This window comes from Paenibacillus sp. FSL F4-0100, assembly GCF_037993005.1.
Taxonomy (GTDB): Bacteria; Bacillota; Bacilli; order Paenibacillales; family Paenibacillaceae; genus Paenibacillus_AQ.
Genome location: NZ_CP150303.1, coordinates 450275 through 466464 on the forward strand (window position 1 = coordinate 450275; position 16190 = coordinate 466464).

Here is a 16190-nt window from a genome sequence, read left to right on the forward strand (position 1 = left end):
CTCCAATCATTGTCAGTAATTGTCGTACTTTACTTGATGGAAGCTCAAACCCGTTTATGCAAGCGTTTGCGCAATAATTGGCATCAACATAACATCAGCTGTTGTACCTAATCCAAGAACAGAAGGAGGCTATTTGTTTCATGAGAATGACGGTTTCAAGCAAACGAACGTGGTCCATCATCATGGTTTTTTCGTTGATTTTCTCCATGCTTGCCATTCCGCCATCACCGGCCAGTGCCAATAACGCGCCAAGCCAAGTTACGCTGGTGGGGACTCTGCAATCCGAACTAGGCCATAGCGGAGATTGGGACCCGGCCGCCGCCGCGACAACCATGAAGAATATGGGGAACGGAGAATACAGCTTTACCGGTCACTTGCCCGCTGGATCGTACGAGTACAAGATCGCGATTGACGGTAAGTGGGATGAGAATTACGGTTCCACCAATTATTCCAATCCAAGCGGAGCGAGCAAGGATGGCAACATTCTAATAACGCTCGCTCAGGACTCTCAGGTTACTTTTTATTACAACCACGAGAGCCACCGGATCGCGGATTCTACATACTACGTTCCGATTGAAGCGGATAAGCTTCCAAGAGTGATCGGCAGCTTCCAGTCGGGTATTGGTGAAGCGGCCGACTGGTCGCCTACGGATGCGCGCTTGATCATGCAGGATTCCGATTATGACAATGTATACACGGTGACAGCCGACGTGTACGAAGGGGATCATGAGTATCAAATCGCTTTGGGCAGCGATGCGGCAAGCGCGGTTCACCCCGCTAATCGGGAAGCGCTTCAGCTGCCGCAAGATGTGAAGGTTACATTCAGCTATAATGCGAACGATCATGGTGTTGCCGCTCGTTTCACGGTGCCTGCAGATCCGGGAACGCCGGTTCCCGCTAACCATCTGCGCGTCCATTACAACCGGGCAGACGTGAATTACGGTAGCATTGGTCTGTGGATTTTTGATGACGTTGCAGTTCCGTCAGCCAACTGGCCGACAGGGGCAACGCCATTCCCGAGCGGGCAGCAGGACGGCTACGGCGCCTTCGTCGACATTCCGCTCAAGGACGGCGCCCAAAAAGTCGGGATCGTCGTTGTCGACCGCATTAGCGGCAACAAAGACGGCGGCGACAAAAAATTTGCCTTAACCTCGCCGGACATGAACGAAGTATGGCTCAAGGAAGGCTCCGATACGGTATATAGCTTTGAGCCTGTTGACCTGCCTGCAGATACCGTGCGTATCCACTATCAACGGCAGGATCAGAACTACGATTCGTACGGTTTGTGGATATGGGGTGATGATGTCGCTGCGCCTTCGAAAGACTGGCCGACAGGAGCCACCATGTTCACTCCAGGCCAAACCGACCGTTACGGCGCTTACGTGGACGTACTGATGAAGCCGGAGGCCCAGAAGATTAATTTCCTCGTGCTGGATCCGTCCAAGGGAGATGCCGGGAAAGACGGCGGCGACAAAGGTTTTACCCTGGTAGACCGATACCAGCATCTGTTCATTAAAGAAGGCGACAATACTGTCTATACATCTCCGCATGGGGAGGTGCCTACAGGGTTAGTCTCGGCAGAGGTATTGTCTCCCGGAAAGCTCCAGCTCGGATTTACGATGACCGATGGTTTGGAAGCGGATACGCTGAAGAATGAGCTGCAGATCAAGGATAAGGACGACCATACGGTTACCATTCAAGACGTGAAGATTGTCGGAAACACTACCATCGAAGTGTCGGCATTATTCCAGCTGGATCAGACTCCGCTTAAGGTAACCTACGCCGGAAAAACCGTATCGGCTTCGACCGGCTGGAGAATGCTGGATGAGATGTACGCGTACGACGGCGATGATCTCGGGGCGACTTATCAGTCCGGTGGGGCCGAGCTCAAGTTGTGGGCACCGACGGCAACCGAGGTCACCGCGAATGTGTACAGCAAGGATAATGCAACGCAGTTGATCGGCAATGTAACCCTGCAAAAAGGCGATAAAGGGGTTTGGTCGGTTCATTTGAAACCGGGAGATATCGGAATTCAGGATTTTAGAGGATATTTTTATCAATACGAAGTGACCAACAACGGTGTGACGAAAGCCGTGCTGGATCCATATGCCAAATCGATGGCGCAATTCAGAGTGAACACCAAAGGTGAAGCAGGACCGGACGGTGATACCGTCGGCAAAGCGGCTATCGTCGACTTGAGTCAAACGGATCCTGCCGGCTTCGGTTTTGCGGACATTCCTGGTTATGAGCAGCGGGAAGACGCCATCATCTGGGAGATTCACGTCCGGGATTTTACGTCGGATCCGACGATTGAGAACGATCTGCATAACGCGACTTGGGGATCCTACGACGCATTCAAAGAGAAGCTCGAATACATCAAGTCCCTAGGCGTTACCCATGTTCAGCTGCTGCCCGTGATGGCGTGGTATTACGGGGACGAAGCTGCCATGAAGAACAGGGAGCTGGAATATTCGGCAAAAGACAATGAGTACAACTGGGGATATGATCCGCACAGTTATTTCTCTCCTGATGGTGCTTACTCCGAGGATCCTACGGATGCGGAATTGCGAATCAAGGAACTGAAAGCGATGATTAACGCCATCCACGAGGCGGACATGGGCGTCGTATTGGACGTGGTGTACACCCATATGGCCAAGGCAGACTTCCTGAATGATATCGTGCCGAACTATTATGCCTTCCAGGACGCCAACGGCAATTTCATCGGCGGCTTCGGCAACAACCTGGCAACCAACCATAAGATGGCCGAGAAGCTGATGGTAGACTCCGTGAAATACTGGTTCGACGAATACAAAATCGACGGCATGCGCTGGGACATGATGGGCGACGCCACGTATGAGGCTGTACAGAACGCCTATGATGCCGCAGCCTCCATTAACCCGAACGCTCTGTTTATCGGCGAGGGCTGGGTCACCTTCGGCGGACATCTGTCGGATCCTTCCCTGGCAGGCAAGGGGGCAGACCAGAATTGGATGGATAAGACGGACGACGTCGGCGTCTTCTCGGATGAGTTCCGCAATGAGCTGAAATCCGGCTTCGGCAATGAAGGTGAGCCTAGATTCATTACGGGCGGCGCACGCGACATCCAAACGATTTTCAACAATATCAAGGCGCAGCCTAGCAACACGAAGGAAGATGACCCGGGCGACATCGTTCAATACATTGAAGCCCATGACAATCTGCCGCTGTACGACATCATTGCGCAGTCTATCAAGAAGGACCCTTCGATAGCAACGAATGATCTGGAGATTCATAAACGCATTCGTCTGGGCAACCTGATTACTTTGACTTCGCAAGGAACGGCTTTCCTCCATGCAGGGCAGGAATACGGGCGGACCAAGCAATGGCTGGGTCAGGGTGTGCCCGAGCAAAAATATCACGAATTAGAGGACGAGGCGGGAAACCGTTTCGGTTATTTCATCCACGACTCCTACGACTCCTCTGATGCCATTAACATGTTTGATTGGGAAAAGGCAACGGATGAAACCAAGTATCCGGAGAACAACAAGACGCGGGAATATACGACCGGACTGATCGAGTTAAGAAAATCGTCCGACGCTTTCCGCCTGGGCGATCAGTCCATGGTGAATTCGAATGTGATCCTGCTGCAGATTCCCGAGGTGAAAGCGCAGGATCTGGTCATTGCGTATAAAAATAAAGCCACGGACGGAACCGGCAATTATTATGTGTTCGTTAATGCGGATAACCAGTCGAGAACGTTGACGCTTAGCGAGGATCTGACCTCAGGCACGGTGGTGGTTGATAACGACGAAGCGGGCACGACCGGCGTCAAGGCGAAGTCCGGATTTACGTTATCCTCCGGCTCGATTACGCTTGAACCTCTGACGGCCGTTGTAATTAAAATGAAAGCTAAGATCGATGACGGTGGCAACGGCAGCAACCCTGGCAGTGGAAATGGAAATGGAAGCGGAGGCGGGGGAGCAGGCGGCAATCCGGCGACCGATCCGGGAACGAAGCCGAATCAGGGTCAGCGGATCGTCAACGAAGAGTCGCTGCGCAGCGGACAAGAGAAAGTGACGATTCAGCTGGGTGCCGAGGATATCGAGGTTCTCTTGCCGCTGACAGCAGGGGACATTCTGGGAGAGAAGCCGCTGGAGCTGAAGTGGGACGGCGTGGTTGTACAGCTTCCGTCCGCGCTGCTCAAAGCGCTGCACCAGCTCGTACCGGCCGATCAGGCTAAGGATGCGGTTATCTCGTTTAAGCTGGAAGAGGTTGGATCGCAGATGGCTGCCTCACTCGTAGCCAAAGCAGCTGCTTCCGAGAAGGCTAAACTGAAGCAGGGCAGCAAGCTATATGATTTCCAGCTTTCCGTCCGCACGAAAGACGGCAAGGCATATAAACTGGAGAATTTCATAGCACCCGTAACGCTTGGTTTTGCAGTCGACAGCGCTATTCACGGCAAGCTGGCCGGCATCTACCATATCTCGGATCAAGGCCAACTGAAATATGCTGGCGGCAAGCTGGTAAACGGGCTGCTGACGGCCGAAGTCAGCCAATTCAGCACATATGCTGCATTGGAATATGATAAATCGTTTGTGGACCTTACCGGCCATTGGGCCGAGCAAGCGGTAAAAGAGCTTTCCGCGAAGCATATTGTAAATGGCACCGGCGATACGAAATTCAGCCCGAATCAGTCGCTGACACGCGCGCAGTTCGCTGCAATGCTCGTTCGTGCCCTGAGTCTTGAAAGTACGCAAGGCACGGCCTTCACTGATGTGGACGGCGAAGCGTGGTATGCTTCGGCGATTGCGGCAGCTTATCAGCATGGACTGGTGAATGGCAGAGGCAAGGACACCTTCTCGCCGAACGCGGCCATCACCCGCGAGGAGCTGGCTGTGATGCTTTATCGTGCATACCGGACCAGGGGGAACGCCTCTTCTTTAGCAGAAGCACCGGACCTGAAGGATAAGCAGCAAATTTCTCCATGGGCAGTCCAAGCGGTGAAGGAAGCCTTGTCCCTTGGCTTGATGAAGGGACATGCCAACAGCACGTTTACGCCGAATGCCAAGACCACCCGTGCTGAAAGCGCACAGGCTGTGCTCAATCTGTTGAATCAAGTGAAGTAATATCCGACGGAATATCAATAAGAAGAGCCCTGGAGGATTCCAGCGGCTCTTTTTACCGTCATACGAACAGCATTATCTTTTTTTTCCTTACTCATCCGCCTAACAGATAGCAAGTATGCATTCCTTGCCCACCGCGGATTGCCGTACGCAGGATTACATCAGCGGTCGATTCGGATGATCAATAGTTCGGCTGGGCCTTGAACCCAGACATCGAGCTCTTCTCTTAAAAAATAGAAGTCTTTCAGGCTTTCACTGAAGGACTTTTTTTGTTTCTTTTGTCGCAGAACCATTGGATTATTTATGTAATTTTGATGAGCCAGCTTTCGCAAATTAGCCGTGCGTTAGAAAGCTTCGGGCAAAGCGTGTCATATGATACTTCGATTGTCCGACATATGTTTGGTGTTTAATTAACATTTACGCCTATGAAACAATAAAAATATGGTTTTTTTTGCAATGACATATGTTACTCTAAAACAAGAGGTGGTAATATATGTCTGAAATTAAACATGGACGAGGTTACGTATACTCAATCCAGTATCATATCGTATGGTGTGTGAAATATCGCCATAAGGTGTTGCTTAACGGTGTAGACAAAAGACTTAAAGAGATGCTTTGTCAGATAGCATCAGACAACAACTTTGAAATAGTTGAGATCGAAAGTGACAGTGATCATGTTCACTTGTTGGTCGAATGCTCACCACAACACGCTATCCCTTCTATCATTAAAGCATTGAAGGGAGTATCCGCAAGATTGTTGTTTAAAGAGTTTCCTCAGCTAAAGAAGAAGCTTTGGGGAGGGAATCTTTGGAACCCATCTTACTTTGTAGCAACAGTTAGCGAAAATACAGAATCTCAAATTAGACAGTATATACAAAACCAGAAAGTGAAGTGATATCCATGCTAGTACACAAGGCGTACAAGTTCCGCATTTATCCTACCACAGAACAAGCTGTCCTCATTTCTAAGACGATTGGCTGTAGTCGCTTTGTGTTCAATCACTTTCTGGGGAAGTGGAATACAACTTACAAAGAGACGGGCAAGGGACTTACTTACGGAACATGTTCAGCCGAACTAACCAAACTTAAGAAGGAGCTGGATTGGCTCATAGAACCCGATAAGTTCTCTTTGCAGAACGCACTAAAGAATTTAGCAGACTCGTATTCTCGATTCTTCAAAAAGCAGAATGATGCTCCAAGATTCAAGAGCAAGAAGAGCCCTGTTCAGTCTTATCAAACCAACTTCACCAACAACAACATCGCTATAATAGACAACAAAATCAAACTTCCAAAGTTAGGTTTAGTTAAATTTGCAAAATCCAGAGAAATAGAAGGGCGTATCTTGAATGCTACAGTCAGACGCAACCCCACGGGTAAGTATTTTGTGTCTATACGTGCAGAAGTAGAAGTGGAAGCATTGGCTGAGACGAACTCTTCGGTTGGAATCGATGTGGGATTGAAGGAATTTGCCGTTCTGACTAATGGGGAAAACTTCCCAAACCCTAAGTTCTTTCGAGCGCTAGAAGCAAAACTAGCTAAAGAACAACGTATTCTATCAAGAAGGAAAGAAGTAGCATTGATACAAAAGCGACCTCTTGCTGAATCGAGAAACTATCAGAAGCAAAAGCTTAAGGTAGCTAGAATCCATGAACGTATTGCCAATTCGAGAGCAGATTACTTACATAAGATTTCAACGCATATTGTCAAAAACCACGACAACATTGCGATTGAAGACTTGCAAGTAAAGAATATGCTGCAAAACGGCAAACTAGCTAAGGCAATTAGCGAAGTATCTTGGACGCAATTCAGAACGATGTTAGAGTACAAGGCGAAATGGTATGGACGCACAGTGGTCCCTGTATGCAAAACGTTCGCATCTTCACAGCTATGCTCTTGTTGTGGGTTTAAGAACAAAGAAGTTAAAAACCTGAAGCTTCGTGAATGGACTTGCCCAGTGTGCCATTCTCATCACGATCGAGATTGGAATGCAAGTAAGAATATCCTCCATGAAGGAAAAAGACTTCTGTCTGCACAGTTGTAGTGAGTCGTTGTGCAGTAACCGTAGGAAATTACGGGGATAGCCTAATTAATTAGGGTTCGATAGAACCCTGTACTTAGGAATCTCGTCACTTTAGTGATGAGAGGTTCAAATAGTTACCCTACCTCTATGATCTTGCTTGCCTCGGCTTGGCGCCTCTATTCTTACAACAATTCTCTGCGTTCCACCATGGCTTTCCAGACACGGGACGATCATGCCCGTATCATATTAGCAAGGCGAGTTATCTGATACCAAATGGAATGAATTGTGAATCGGCAGGCCTATCGCGTGAGGAAAATGCATCTAACTTCGAAATGAGACGTAGTATGTGTTATATCCTTCATTTACCTATGTTTTACGGATATTTTAAAAGGCGGTTATAAGTCGAATCAGTCATCGCTCTATAGGAGTAAGGGAGGTGTTAATTCTTGAATGGCTCGAAATCCGTGAAGCTGCTCCTGCTTATGGCGGTTATCGCGATCGTAAATATTGTGCTGGTTTCGCCCGGGCTGCTCGGATTCCATATTGGCGGCGATAGCGCCTTCCAGTCGGCATCGGTCATTACCGTATGGATTGTTAGTGTTCTTGCACTCTTTTATGGCAGTTATGTTTTGTTATTCAAGCCTCCGGCTGTGAAGGCGATCCAAACGATTCAGACCCGTGAGGATTACATAGACGCGCTTCATCATTATCGCAACGTGAAAGTGCTGAAGAATGATATCGCCCTTGCCCTGGACCAATTGGAACGAATCGAGAAAAAGAGAAACGCGCTGCTGGATGTCCTGGGTCAGCGTTTTGAGCAAACGGAGCTCAGTTACAAGAAATTCATTGCGGTCATCGATGAGGTCGAGAAGCTGTTCTATCTCAATATCCGAGGGATTCTGAACAAGCTGGGCGTCTTCGCCGCATCCGATTTCAACCGCATGGCCGATCAGCCCAAAGCATCCCAGCTATCCAGCAAGGTGGCGCAGAAAAAAACAGCCTTATACCAAGAGTATCTGGCTTACGTGACCGGTTATCTGGAAGCGAATGAAGAAATCATGCTCAAACTCGATAAACTGCTGCTGGAGATTTCCTTGCTTGGCAGCACCGATTACCGGGATGTGGAGGAGATGCCATGCATGAAGGAAATCGATACGTTAATCAAGCAAACCAAACTATATAAGCAATAAGAGAGGGAGATGATTATGCGAAGCAAAGGGAGTGCCTTTGTCGTATTAGTGGCCATTGCAGTGGTCGTGTTTGTTCTGGTGTATGCGGGGATCACGTTAACCTCCAATCTGGGCAAGAGCCAGTCTGAGGTCGATTCGGAAGGCGCGGCTAAGAAAATCAACAAAATCTACAAGGATATTGTGGTCACGACGGCGGATCCCATAAAAGGCCAAGTCGATCTGGACCCGGTTGCCGTAGCCGACTCTCTGCCCGATATATCCAAGTTTCCGATCTCGGTCGAGAATACAACGGACTTGTATGTTGAGATCTTCTCCTCGCCCGAGAAGGCAGGGCCTGGTATTGACGGTTGGTTGAATGAAGTGGCAGCGGAGTTCAACAACTCCAAGCCGGTGGTGAACGGCAAGCCGGTATCGGTGAAAATCCGTAATATCGCGTCGGGAACCGCAACCGATTACATAACATCCGGAAAGTACGTGCCGGACGCTTTTACGCCTTCTAATGAACTGTGGGGGGAGATGGTCAAGGAATATGGCGTCAAGGCCGAGCTTGTATCCAAGCGCCTCACGGGGAACGTGACCGGCGTTGTCACTCGAAAGGCCAAATACGATGAATTGGTGGAGAAGTACGGCTCCTTGAACGTCAAGACGCTGACGGATGCGATATCGAATAACGAATTGGCGATGGGTTACACAGATCCTTTTGCGAGCTCCACGGGTCTAAACTTCCTGATCACGGCCCTTGAAACGTTTGACAGCTCCGATCTGCTTAGCGAAAAAGCGGTACAGGGCTTCGAGAAATTCCAGGCGAACGTCCCTTTCACGGCTTCGACCACAATCCAGATGCGCGATGCAGCGAAGTCCGGCATGCTGGATGCCTTTGTCCTGGAGTATCAGACCTATGTCAACGCGGCGGACATGAAGAGCGGTTACGTCTTTACCCCGTTTGGCGTAAGGCACGACAGTCCCTTGTATGCGCTCGGGAAAGTGCCGAAGGAGAAGCTGGACATCATTAAGAAATTCGCGGCGTTTGTTGAGCAGGACAAATACCAGAAGTTAGCCGACAAAAAAGGGTTCAATGGTCTTAACGATTATCAATCCGAGCTTGAAGTTGTCGACAGCAGTCTGCTGCCTTCTGCGCAGAAGCTTTGGAAAGAGAAAAAAGATGGCAACAAGCCGGTTGCGGCTGTGTTTGTAGCGGACGTGTCGGGAAGCATGGACGGCGAGCCGTTAAACCGCCTCAAGGAATCGCTGTTGACCGGGCAGAAATATTTGGGCCGGGACAACAGTATCGGCTTTGTATCGTATTCCACGGATGTCACGATTAATCTTCCGATCGGCAAGTACGACTTGAATCAACAGTCGATGTTTGTCGGGGCGATCAACAGCCTTGAAGCCAGCGGGAATACCGCGACCTTTGACGGCATTGTGGTGGCAATGAAGATGCTTCAGGACGAGATGGCGGCGAATCCGGACGTGAAACCTCTGATTTTTGTGCTGAGTGACGGGGAGACGAACGTTGGGCACTCCCTGGATGACATCCGGGAACTGATCAAAGCGTATAAAATCCCAGTATACACGATCGGCTATAATGCCAACATTCAGGCGCTCCAGAGCATATCCAGCATCAATGAAGCAGCCAGCATCAACGCGGATACCGACGATGTCGTATACAAAATCGGCCAGCTGCTGAATGTGCAGATGTAGCAGCATTACAAGCGTTTTTCACATATAACGAAATGGTTCACACAAGAAACTTGTAGGAGGGGTTATATTGTCATTTACGATGGAAGTCATTAGTCCCGAAGAGATTAAGACGGCGATTGAAGAGCAGGTGAAGCCTGAGCCGGAAGAAGTCACGCAGCTGAAGGAGCTGGCGGCTAACAATGTGCAGGCCATCATGGAGCTGGATATCGAATCGCTCGAGAAGCGAAGACAGGTGCTGCAATCCATCGAGAGCTTTGGCATCAGCTCGATGAGATCCTCCTCGGAGAAGAATGCGCTTCTGCAGGTTCAGGTGGGAAGATTATCGAAAACCGGGGATGAAGGCGGTCAAGTGGCCAAAGGGTTAACGGAGCTGCAGCTGCAGCTGAAGGATTTGGACCCGAGCGTTGTGGATTTTGCGAAGAGCGGGCTGCTGGGCATGGTGTTTAACCCGCTGCGCCGATATTTTGCCAAGTTTCAAAAGGCGGATGCCGTCATTTCAGATATCATCATTTCTCTTGATAAAGGCAAAACCGTATTAAAGAACGACAACACCACGCTGGAGATTGAACAGCAAACCCTCCGCGAGCTAACCAAAAAGCTGCAAAAGGAAATTCAGCTGGGGATGCTTATGGACGCAGAGATCGAATCCCAGGTCGAGGCGGCCAAAAAGCGGCAGGAGTCGGAGGATAAAATCCGGTTTATTACCGAAGAGGTGTTGTTCCCGCTGCGCCAGCGCGTGATGGACCTGCAGCAGATGCTGGTCGTAAACCAGCAGGGGATTATGGCGATTGAAGTGGTCATTCGGAACAACAAAGAATTAATTCGCGGCGTAGATCGGGCGAGAAACGTGACGGTAACGGCGCTGAAAATCTCGGTCACGGTGGCTAGTGCCCTGTACAACCAGAAGATTGTCCTGAAGAAAATCGAGCTGCTGAACGAAACCACGAACAATCTGATCAGCGCTACCTCCAAAATGCTGAAGGATCAAGGTGCGGCGATCCACAAGCAGTCGCTGGAAACGAGCATCTCCGTCGATACCTTGAAGCAAGCGTTCACGGATGTGCTGTCGGCGCTCGATTCCATCAGCACTTACAAGCAGGAGGCGCTCCCGCGGATGCGTGAGACGATCCATCAATTCAGTGAGCTGGCGGTAACAGGCGAGCAGCAGATCCAGCGCTTGGAGCGGGGGCAGAAGCTGGGACTGTAAGACAGGACGGGACATATTTTAAAAAAGAGTGTGTAGGTACGAGACTGCGCACTCTTTTTGCTGCTGGGCATGCTTAGGTTCGAAAATTATTGAACAGGTAGGCATATGCAGAAATCAATGCCCAGTGAATGCTTGATCATCCGGATGGTGAAGGGAGGCGATGCAATTGGAACGAAGAAGGGAACTTATGGCCGCCGCTGTAAGCAGGTTCGGACTCTTGGAGAGGGAAAGACTCCAGACGCATTTTTCCGAACACAGCCTTGTCTGTTCTTATCGAAGGGGTGCGGAGACCGTGTATGTACGCTTGACCGACGAGTCCCATAAACCATATGCGAAAATTGAGGGCGAGGTGCAGTGGGCCGAGTTTCTTGGAAGTAAGGGAGTATGCGTTTCGAGACCGCTTTATTCAGTGGAAGGGAATCTGGCGGAACGTATCCGGATGGAGGACCGTGAATATACGGCGGTGTGTTACGAGGAGGCCAAGGGGCGTCCGGTCGGAGAGAACGATGCCAATGAGCGATTATACAAGCGAATGGGCCAATTCATGGGCTCCATGCACCGCATCACCAAAGGGTACACCCATCTGGATCCCGTTACAAGACGCCCTGATTGGTCGGATGAGGCGGAAAAGGTTCGGTATATCGATTTACCGCTAACCGAGAAAGGCGTCACCCGTCGTTACGAGGTTTTGCTCCATTATATTTCGGAGCTTCCGATTGCTGCGGACGCTTATGGACTGATCCATGCGGATTTTCATTACGGCAATTTTTTTGTAAATGGGGATACCTTGTGTCTGATTGATTTTGATGCAAGCCGGTATTCATGGTTCATTGATGATATTGCGGTCGCCGCGTTTTTCTCGGGTTTAACCGAAGGGGCAGATGCGGAGCCGGATCAGTTTCTGACCCCGTTTCTAGAAGGATACCGTCTGGAGCATCATCTGGAGGATAAGTGGTTTCGAGAAATTCCGTATTTCATGAAGCTGCGAGAAATGGGGCGTTATATCAAGCTATTCCATGCTTGTAGCGGGAAGATTGATAAACTCCATCCGTGGGGGCAATGGTATATGAGGGGACGCAAGGAAAAGATTTTGCGAAGTTTCCCAGCAATTGAATAAGCGAAAAAGCCTTGGTTCGAGACGGAACCAGGGCTTTTTTTAATTAATGTAAAGGTCTGCCGCAGCGGGTTCCTCTTAATAGGAAATTAATTCTAGCACGATCAATTATTGCATTGACAGCCTGTTTCGAATCCATTAGTATTTGCATAACTTATTAAACCTACAAGATAACTTAGTTTTAGGGGTGCGTTCGTTTCACGAGTTTTTTGACAGAGCATGATGCATACATTTCATATGCATATGTCTACTACATGGGGGGATTACAATGAAAGCCAGAAAGCTAGGTTTACTCTTATCGTCGATCGTGCTGATGATGTTGATTGCGGCATGCGGCAGCGGTTCCGATCAGGCGGCAGAGGGCACCGCTGAAGACAAAGGAAGTGAGAAGCAAGTCGAACAAAAAGAGTATAAAGACGAGCTGAACATTGCGCTTACGGCTCAGCCGCCTACGTTGGACACGGCCTTGACGGTATCGGCGGTTGCGCTGGATACAGCCGGCAACATCTTCGAGCAGCTGTACACGCTTAATGCAAATTATGAGCCCGTACCGTCTCTGGCAGAGTCCGTCGAACGAAGCGAGGATGGGTTAACGTATACCTTCGCCCTTCGCCAAGGCGTGAAGTTTCACAACGGGAAAGAGATGACTTCCGAGGATGTTGTAGCCTCGATGAACCGCTGGCTGGTGACTTCGTCCCGTGCGAAAGTGCTGCTGACGAATGCTAAATTCGAAGCCGTCGATACGTATACCGTGAAGCTGACCGTAGAGGCACCTACGTCGGACGTGTTGATTCTTATTGCATCGCAAGCGCAGTTCCCTTCCATCATGCCGAAAGAGATTGTAGACGCGGCGCCGGCTGACGGAATCAAGGAGTACATCGGTACAGGACCTTATAAATTCCAGGAATGGAAACAGGATCAGTACATACATTTGGTGCGAAATGAAGATTATCATCAATTGGTGGATACGGAGCCAAGCGGGTTTGACGGAAAAAAAGAAGCTCTTACGAAAAATCTTTACTTCCATTTTGTCACCGACCATTCCACGCGCATTGCAGGCGTGAAGACCGGACAGTATGATGTGGCAGACAGCATTCCGATCGAAAGCTATGATGAGCTTGCTGCCGACAACAATATCAATTTGCTCTCGTTCCCTGGAGGTGCACTGACCGCATTTTTCAATACCAGCGAGGGATTGTTACAGGACGTGAAGATTCGCCAGGCCATTCTTGCCGCGTTAAATAATGAAGAGATCATGTTGGCGAGCTTTGCCAAGCCGGATTTATACTCTTTGGCGCCGGGTTACCTGAATACGAACCAAGTCCAATGGTCGACCGAAGCCGGGGCGGAGTATTACAACCAGTCGAACCCGGAGAAGGCCAAGCAGCTGCTGCAAGAAGCAGGGTATAACGGTGAAGAAATCACGCTGCTGACGACCAAGGACTATAACGAGATGTACACGGCTACATTGGTCATTCAGGAGCAGCTTCGCCAGATCGGCATGAACGTAAAAGTGGAGAATTTCGATTTCCCGACGTTCCTAGAAACGAAGAACGACCGCTCCAAGTGGGACATTTTCGTTGCGAGCACGGGCTATCAGATTACGCCGCCGCAGCTGCTGGCCGTCAATCCGGATTGGGCCGGTCTTGATAATGAAACGGTCAAACAGGCGCTGATCGATATTCGCGGCGCAGCTACGCCGGAAGCCGCCAAGCAGGAATGGGAGAAGCTGCAGGGCTTCCTGTACGAATTTGCTTCCTCCACCGTCATCGGCCATTATAATGGCGTCGTCGCCACAACGAAGAAGCTTGAAGGCTTCGAGTTGTTCGAAGCACCGGTGGTTTGGAATGCCAAAGTAGCGAAGTAAGCGTATATGGAGGGTGTTACAAGTTACCGGAGTAACTTCGATAACACCTTCCTTTTTTGAAATTGGATTCATAGACCATGTACAAATGAGGGGTTTGCCGTGCTGGCTTATATTACGAAAAGACTTTTGTCGCTGATTCCTGTACTGGCCGTTGTCACCATCGCTATTTTTCTGATCATCCACATTACACCAGGGGATCCGGCGGCGGCCATATTGGGAATGGAGGCGTCGCAGGAGGAAATACAGCAGCTGAATCAGGACCTGGGATTGGACCGCCCCATACTCGAACAATATACGAGCTGGGTAACCAACGTGTTCAAGGGGGATCTGGGGGATTCGATCTTCATGAATCAGCCGGTCAGCGAAGCGATTGCGGAGCATGTAACCCCCACGCTATCGCTGGCCATTCTGGCACAGGTTATCGCAATTATACTGGCGATTCCCTTCGGGATTATCGCTGCTTACAAGCGAGGGTCCATCGCAGATTATACGCTGATGGGGATATCCTTGCTGGGCATGGCTTTACCTAGTTTTTTGCTGGGATTGTTCCTTATGCTGTTTGTTGGCGTCAAGCTGCAGTGGCTGCCAGTGGCTGGATATGAACCGCTCAGTAGCGGGCTCTGGGAACATATGAAGTATCTGATTCTTCCCGGCATTTCCCTCGGGACCATACAGGCAGCCCTGATTACGCGGATGACCCGTTCGTCCATGCTGGAAGTGCTGAATTTGAATTTCATCAAGACAGCCAGATCCAAAGGCTTGCATGAAATGAAGGTGCTGTTCAAACATGCGTTTCGGAGCGCGTTTCTGCCCATTCTGACCGTCATTGGACAAACGTTTGGCACGTTGGTGACAGGGGCCGTGGTCGTGGAGGCGATATTCAATATTCCCGGATTGGGTCAATTGATCTTGAATTCCATTGCCAGAAGGGACTTCGCGGTGATCCAAGGCGTGGTGCTTGTAGTTACGCTTATGTACGTCACCATCAACTTAATCATCGACTTGCTTTATGGAGCGGTTGATCCGCGTGTTCGTTTGGAACGCAAATAAAAGAGGTGTGATTGGATGGCAACTGTTCAGGAAAAAGAATACGTCGCTCAAGTCAGTAAAAAGCTGAAAAAAGAGCAGCGTGCACTAGGATATCGCCGACTGAGGTCGAACTATGGGCTTTTGATCGGGGCGACCATCTTTATCGTTCTGGTGATGCTGGCCATGCTAGGGCCTTTATTTACATCCTACGGCCCGTATGACATGAAGGTGGTGGACCGTTTAACGCCGCCGGGGGCCGAGCATTGGCTGGGTACCGACGAATTTGGCCGGGATTTGTTAACGAGGCTTCTGTACGGTGCAAGGGTATCGATTAGCGTAGGACTGGCGGTTGCACTGCTGTCCTCGACTCTAGGGCTCGTGATCGGCGTCTATGCGACCTATTACAAAACATTGGATCATATTCTTATGCGCATCTGTGACGGGTTGATTGCGATTCCGGGTATTTTGCTGGCCATTGCCTTAATGGCTGCACTCGGCGCATCAGCCATTAATGTCATCACGGCGCTAACCATCGTGTTTACGCCGAATATTGCCCGGGTCGTTCGCTCGGCCGCGCTGGTGGTACGCGAGCAAACTTACATCGAGGCGATGCATGTCCAGGGGGCAAGCTCCACGCGCATCATATGGCAGCACATCGTGCCCAATACGCTATCTCCGCTACTGGTGCAGGCTACCTTCGTATTTGCCGAAGCCATTATATCCGAGGCCGCGCTAAGCTTTCTCGGAGCGGGCATTCCTGCGCCTGAAGCCAGCTGGGGGAACATTCTGCAGGCGAGCAAGCTTGTCATTTACAAGGCATGGTGGATGGTTGTATTTCCAGGAGCAACGCTTGTTCTGTCTGTCCTCAGCTTGAATTTGCTGGGCGACGGACTGCGTGATTGGCTGGATCCTCGCGTGAAGCAAAAGTTGAGAAAGTCATGAATATAAAGCTGGAGGT

At 50.0% G+C, this 16190-nt stretch carries 10 protein-coding genes; all 10 read left to right on the plus strand.

Annotated elements, in window-relative coordinates:
* Nucleotides 1–140 precede the first annotated feature (140 nt).
* The 10 genes from MHH48_RS02020 to MHH48_RS02065 all read left to right on the plus strand — a co-directional run bounded on the left by MHH48_RS02020 (nucleotide 141) and on the right by MHH48_RS02065 (nucleotide 16174).
* Nucleotides 141–5105, plus strand: a complete 4965-nt coding sequence (locus MHH48_RS02020; RefSeq protein ID WP_076322514.1) for a pullulanase — start codon at nucleotides 141–143, stop codon at nucleotides 5103–5105.
* 490 nt (nucleotides 5106–5595) lie between these two features.
* Nucleotides 5596–5997, plus strand: coding sequence for an IS200/IS605 family transposase (gene tnpA, locus MHH48_RS02025; RefSeq protein WP_076322513.1), 402 nt, complete (start codon nucleotides 5596–5598; stop codon nucleotides 5995–5997).
* A 5-nt stretch (nucleotides 5998–6002) separates the two neighbouring features.
* The gene (gene tnpB, locus MHH48_RS02030; protein WP_076322512.1) at nucleotides 6003–7142 is read left to right on the plus strand and encodes an IS200/IS605 family element RNA-guided endonuclease TnpB; all 1140 of its coding nucleotides are present in this window, start codon (nucleotides 6003–6005) and stop codon (nucleotides 7140–7142) included.
* Nucleotides 7143–7567: 425 nt separating this feature from the next.
* On the plus strand, nucleotides 7568–8311 hold the full coding sequence (locus MHH48_RS02035) for a hypothetical protein (protein ID WP_076322511.1): 744 nt from the start codon (nucleotides 7568–7570) through the stop codon (nucleotides 8309–8311).
* Nucleotides 8312–8326: 15 nt separating this feature from the next.
* Entirely contained in the window at nucleotides 8327–10015 is a 1689-nt protein-coding gene (locus MHH48_RS02040; RefSeq protein WP_076322510.1) for a VWA domain-containing protein, read from the plus strand.
* Nucleotides 10016–10082: 67 nt separating this feature from the next.
* Nucleotides 10083–11222, plus strand: coding sequence for a toxic anion resistance protein (locus MHH48_RS02045; RefSeq protein WP_076322509.1), 1140 nt, complete (start codon nucleotides 10083–10085; stop codon nucleotides 11220–11222).
* 166 nt (nucleotides 11223–11388) lie between these two features.
* Nucleotides 11389–12339, plus strand: a complete 951-nt coding sequence (locus tag MHH48_RS02050; protein WP_256720515.1) for a phosphotransferase — start codon at nucleotides 11389–11391, stop codon at nucleotides 12337–12339.
* Nucleotides 12340–12604: 265 nt separating this feature from the next.
* The gene (locus MHH48_RS02055) at nucleotides 12605–14203 is read left to right on the plus strand and encodes an ABC transporter substrate-binding protein (protein WP_076322507.1); all 1599 of its coding nucleotides are present in this window, start codon (nucleotides 12605–12607) and stop codon (nucleotides 14201–14203) included.
* 99 nt (nucleotides 14204–14302) lie between these two features.
* A complete protein-coding gene (locus MHH48_RS02060; protein WP_076322506.1) occupies nucleotides 14303–15253 on the plus strand; it encodes an ABC transporter permease in 951 nt (316 codons plus the stop codon).
* 15 nt (nucleotides 15254–15268) lie between these two features.
* A complete protein-coding gene (locus MHH48_RS02065) occupies nucleotides 15269–16174 on the plus strand; it encodes an ABC transporter permease (RefSeq protein ID WP_076322505.1) in 906 nt (301 codons plus the stop codon).
* Nucleotides 16175–16190: the final 16 nt, after the last annotated feature.

What these genes read in the sequence shown, in the direction of transcription:
- tnpB (WP_076322512.1), top strand. Translation starts at nt 6,003, where the DNA reads ATGCTAGTACACAAGGCGTACAAGTTCCGCATTTATCCTACCACAGAA.
- MHH48_RS02065 (WP_076322505.1), top strand. Translation starts at nt 15,269, where the DNA reads ATGGCAACTGTTCAGGAAAAAGAATACGTCGCTCAAGTCAGTAAAAAG.
- MHH48_RS02020 (WP_076322514.1), top strand. Translation starts at nt 141, where the DNA reads ATGAGAATGACGGTTTCAAGCAAACGAACGTGGTCCATCATCATGGTT.
- MHH48_RS02040 (WP_076322510.1), top strand. Translation starts at nt 8,327, where the DNA reads ATGCGAAGCAAAGGGAGTGCCTTTGTCGTATTAGTGGCCATTGCAGTG.
- tnpA (WP_076322513.1), top strand. Translation starts at nt 5,596, where the DNA reads ATGTCTGAAATTAAACATGGACGAGGTTACGTATACTCAATCCAGTAT.
- MHH48_RS02055 (WP_076322507.1), top strand. Translation starts at nt 12,605, where the DNA reads ATGAAAGCCAGAAAGCTAGGTTTACTCTTATCGTCGATCGTGCTGATG.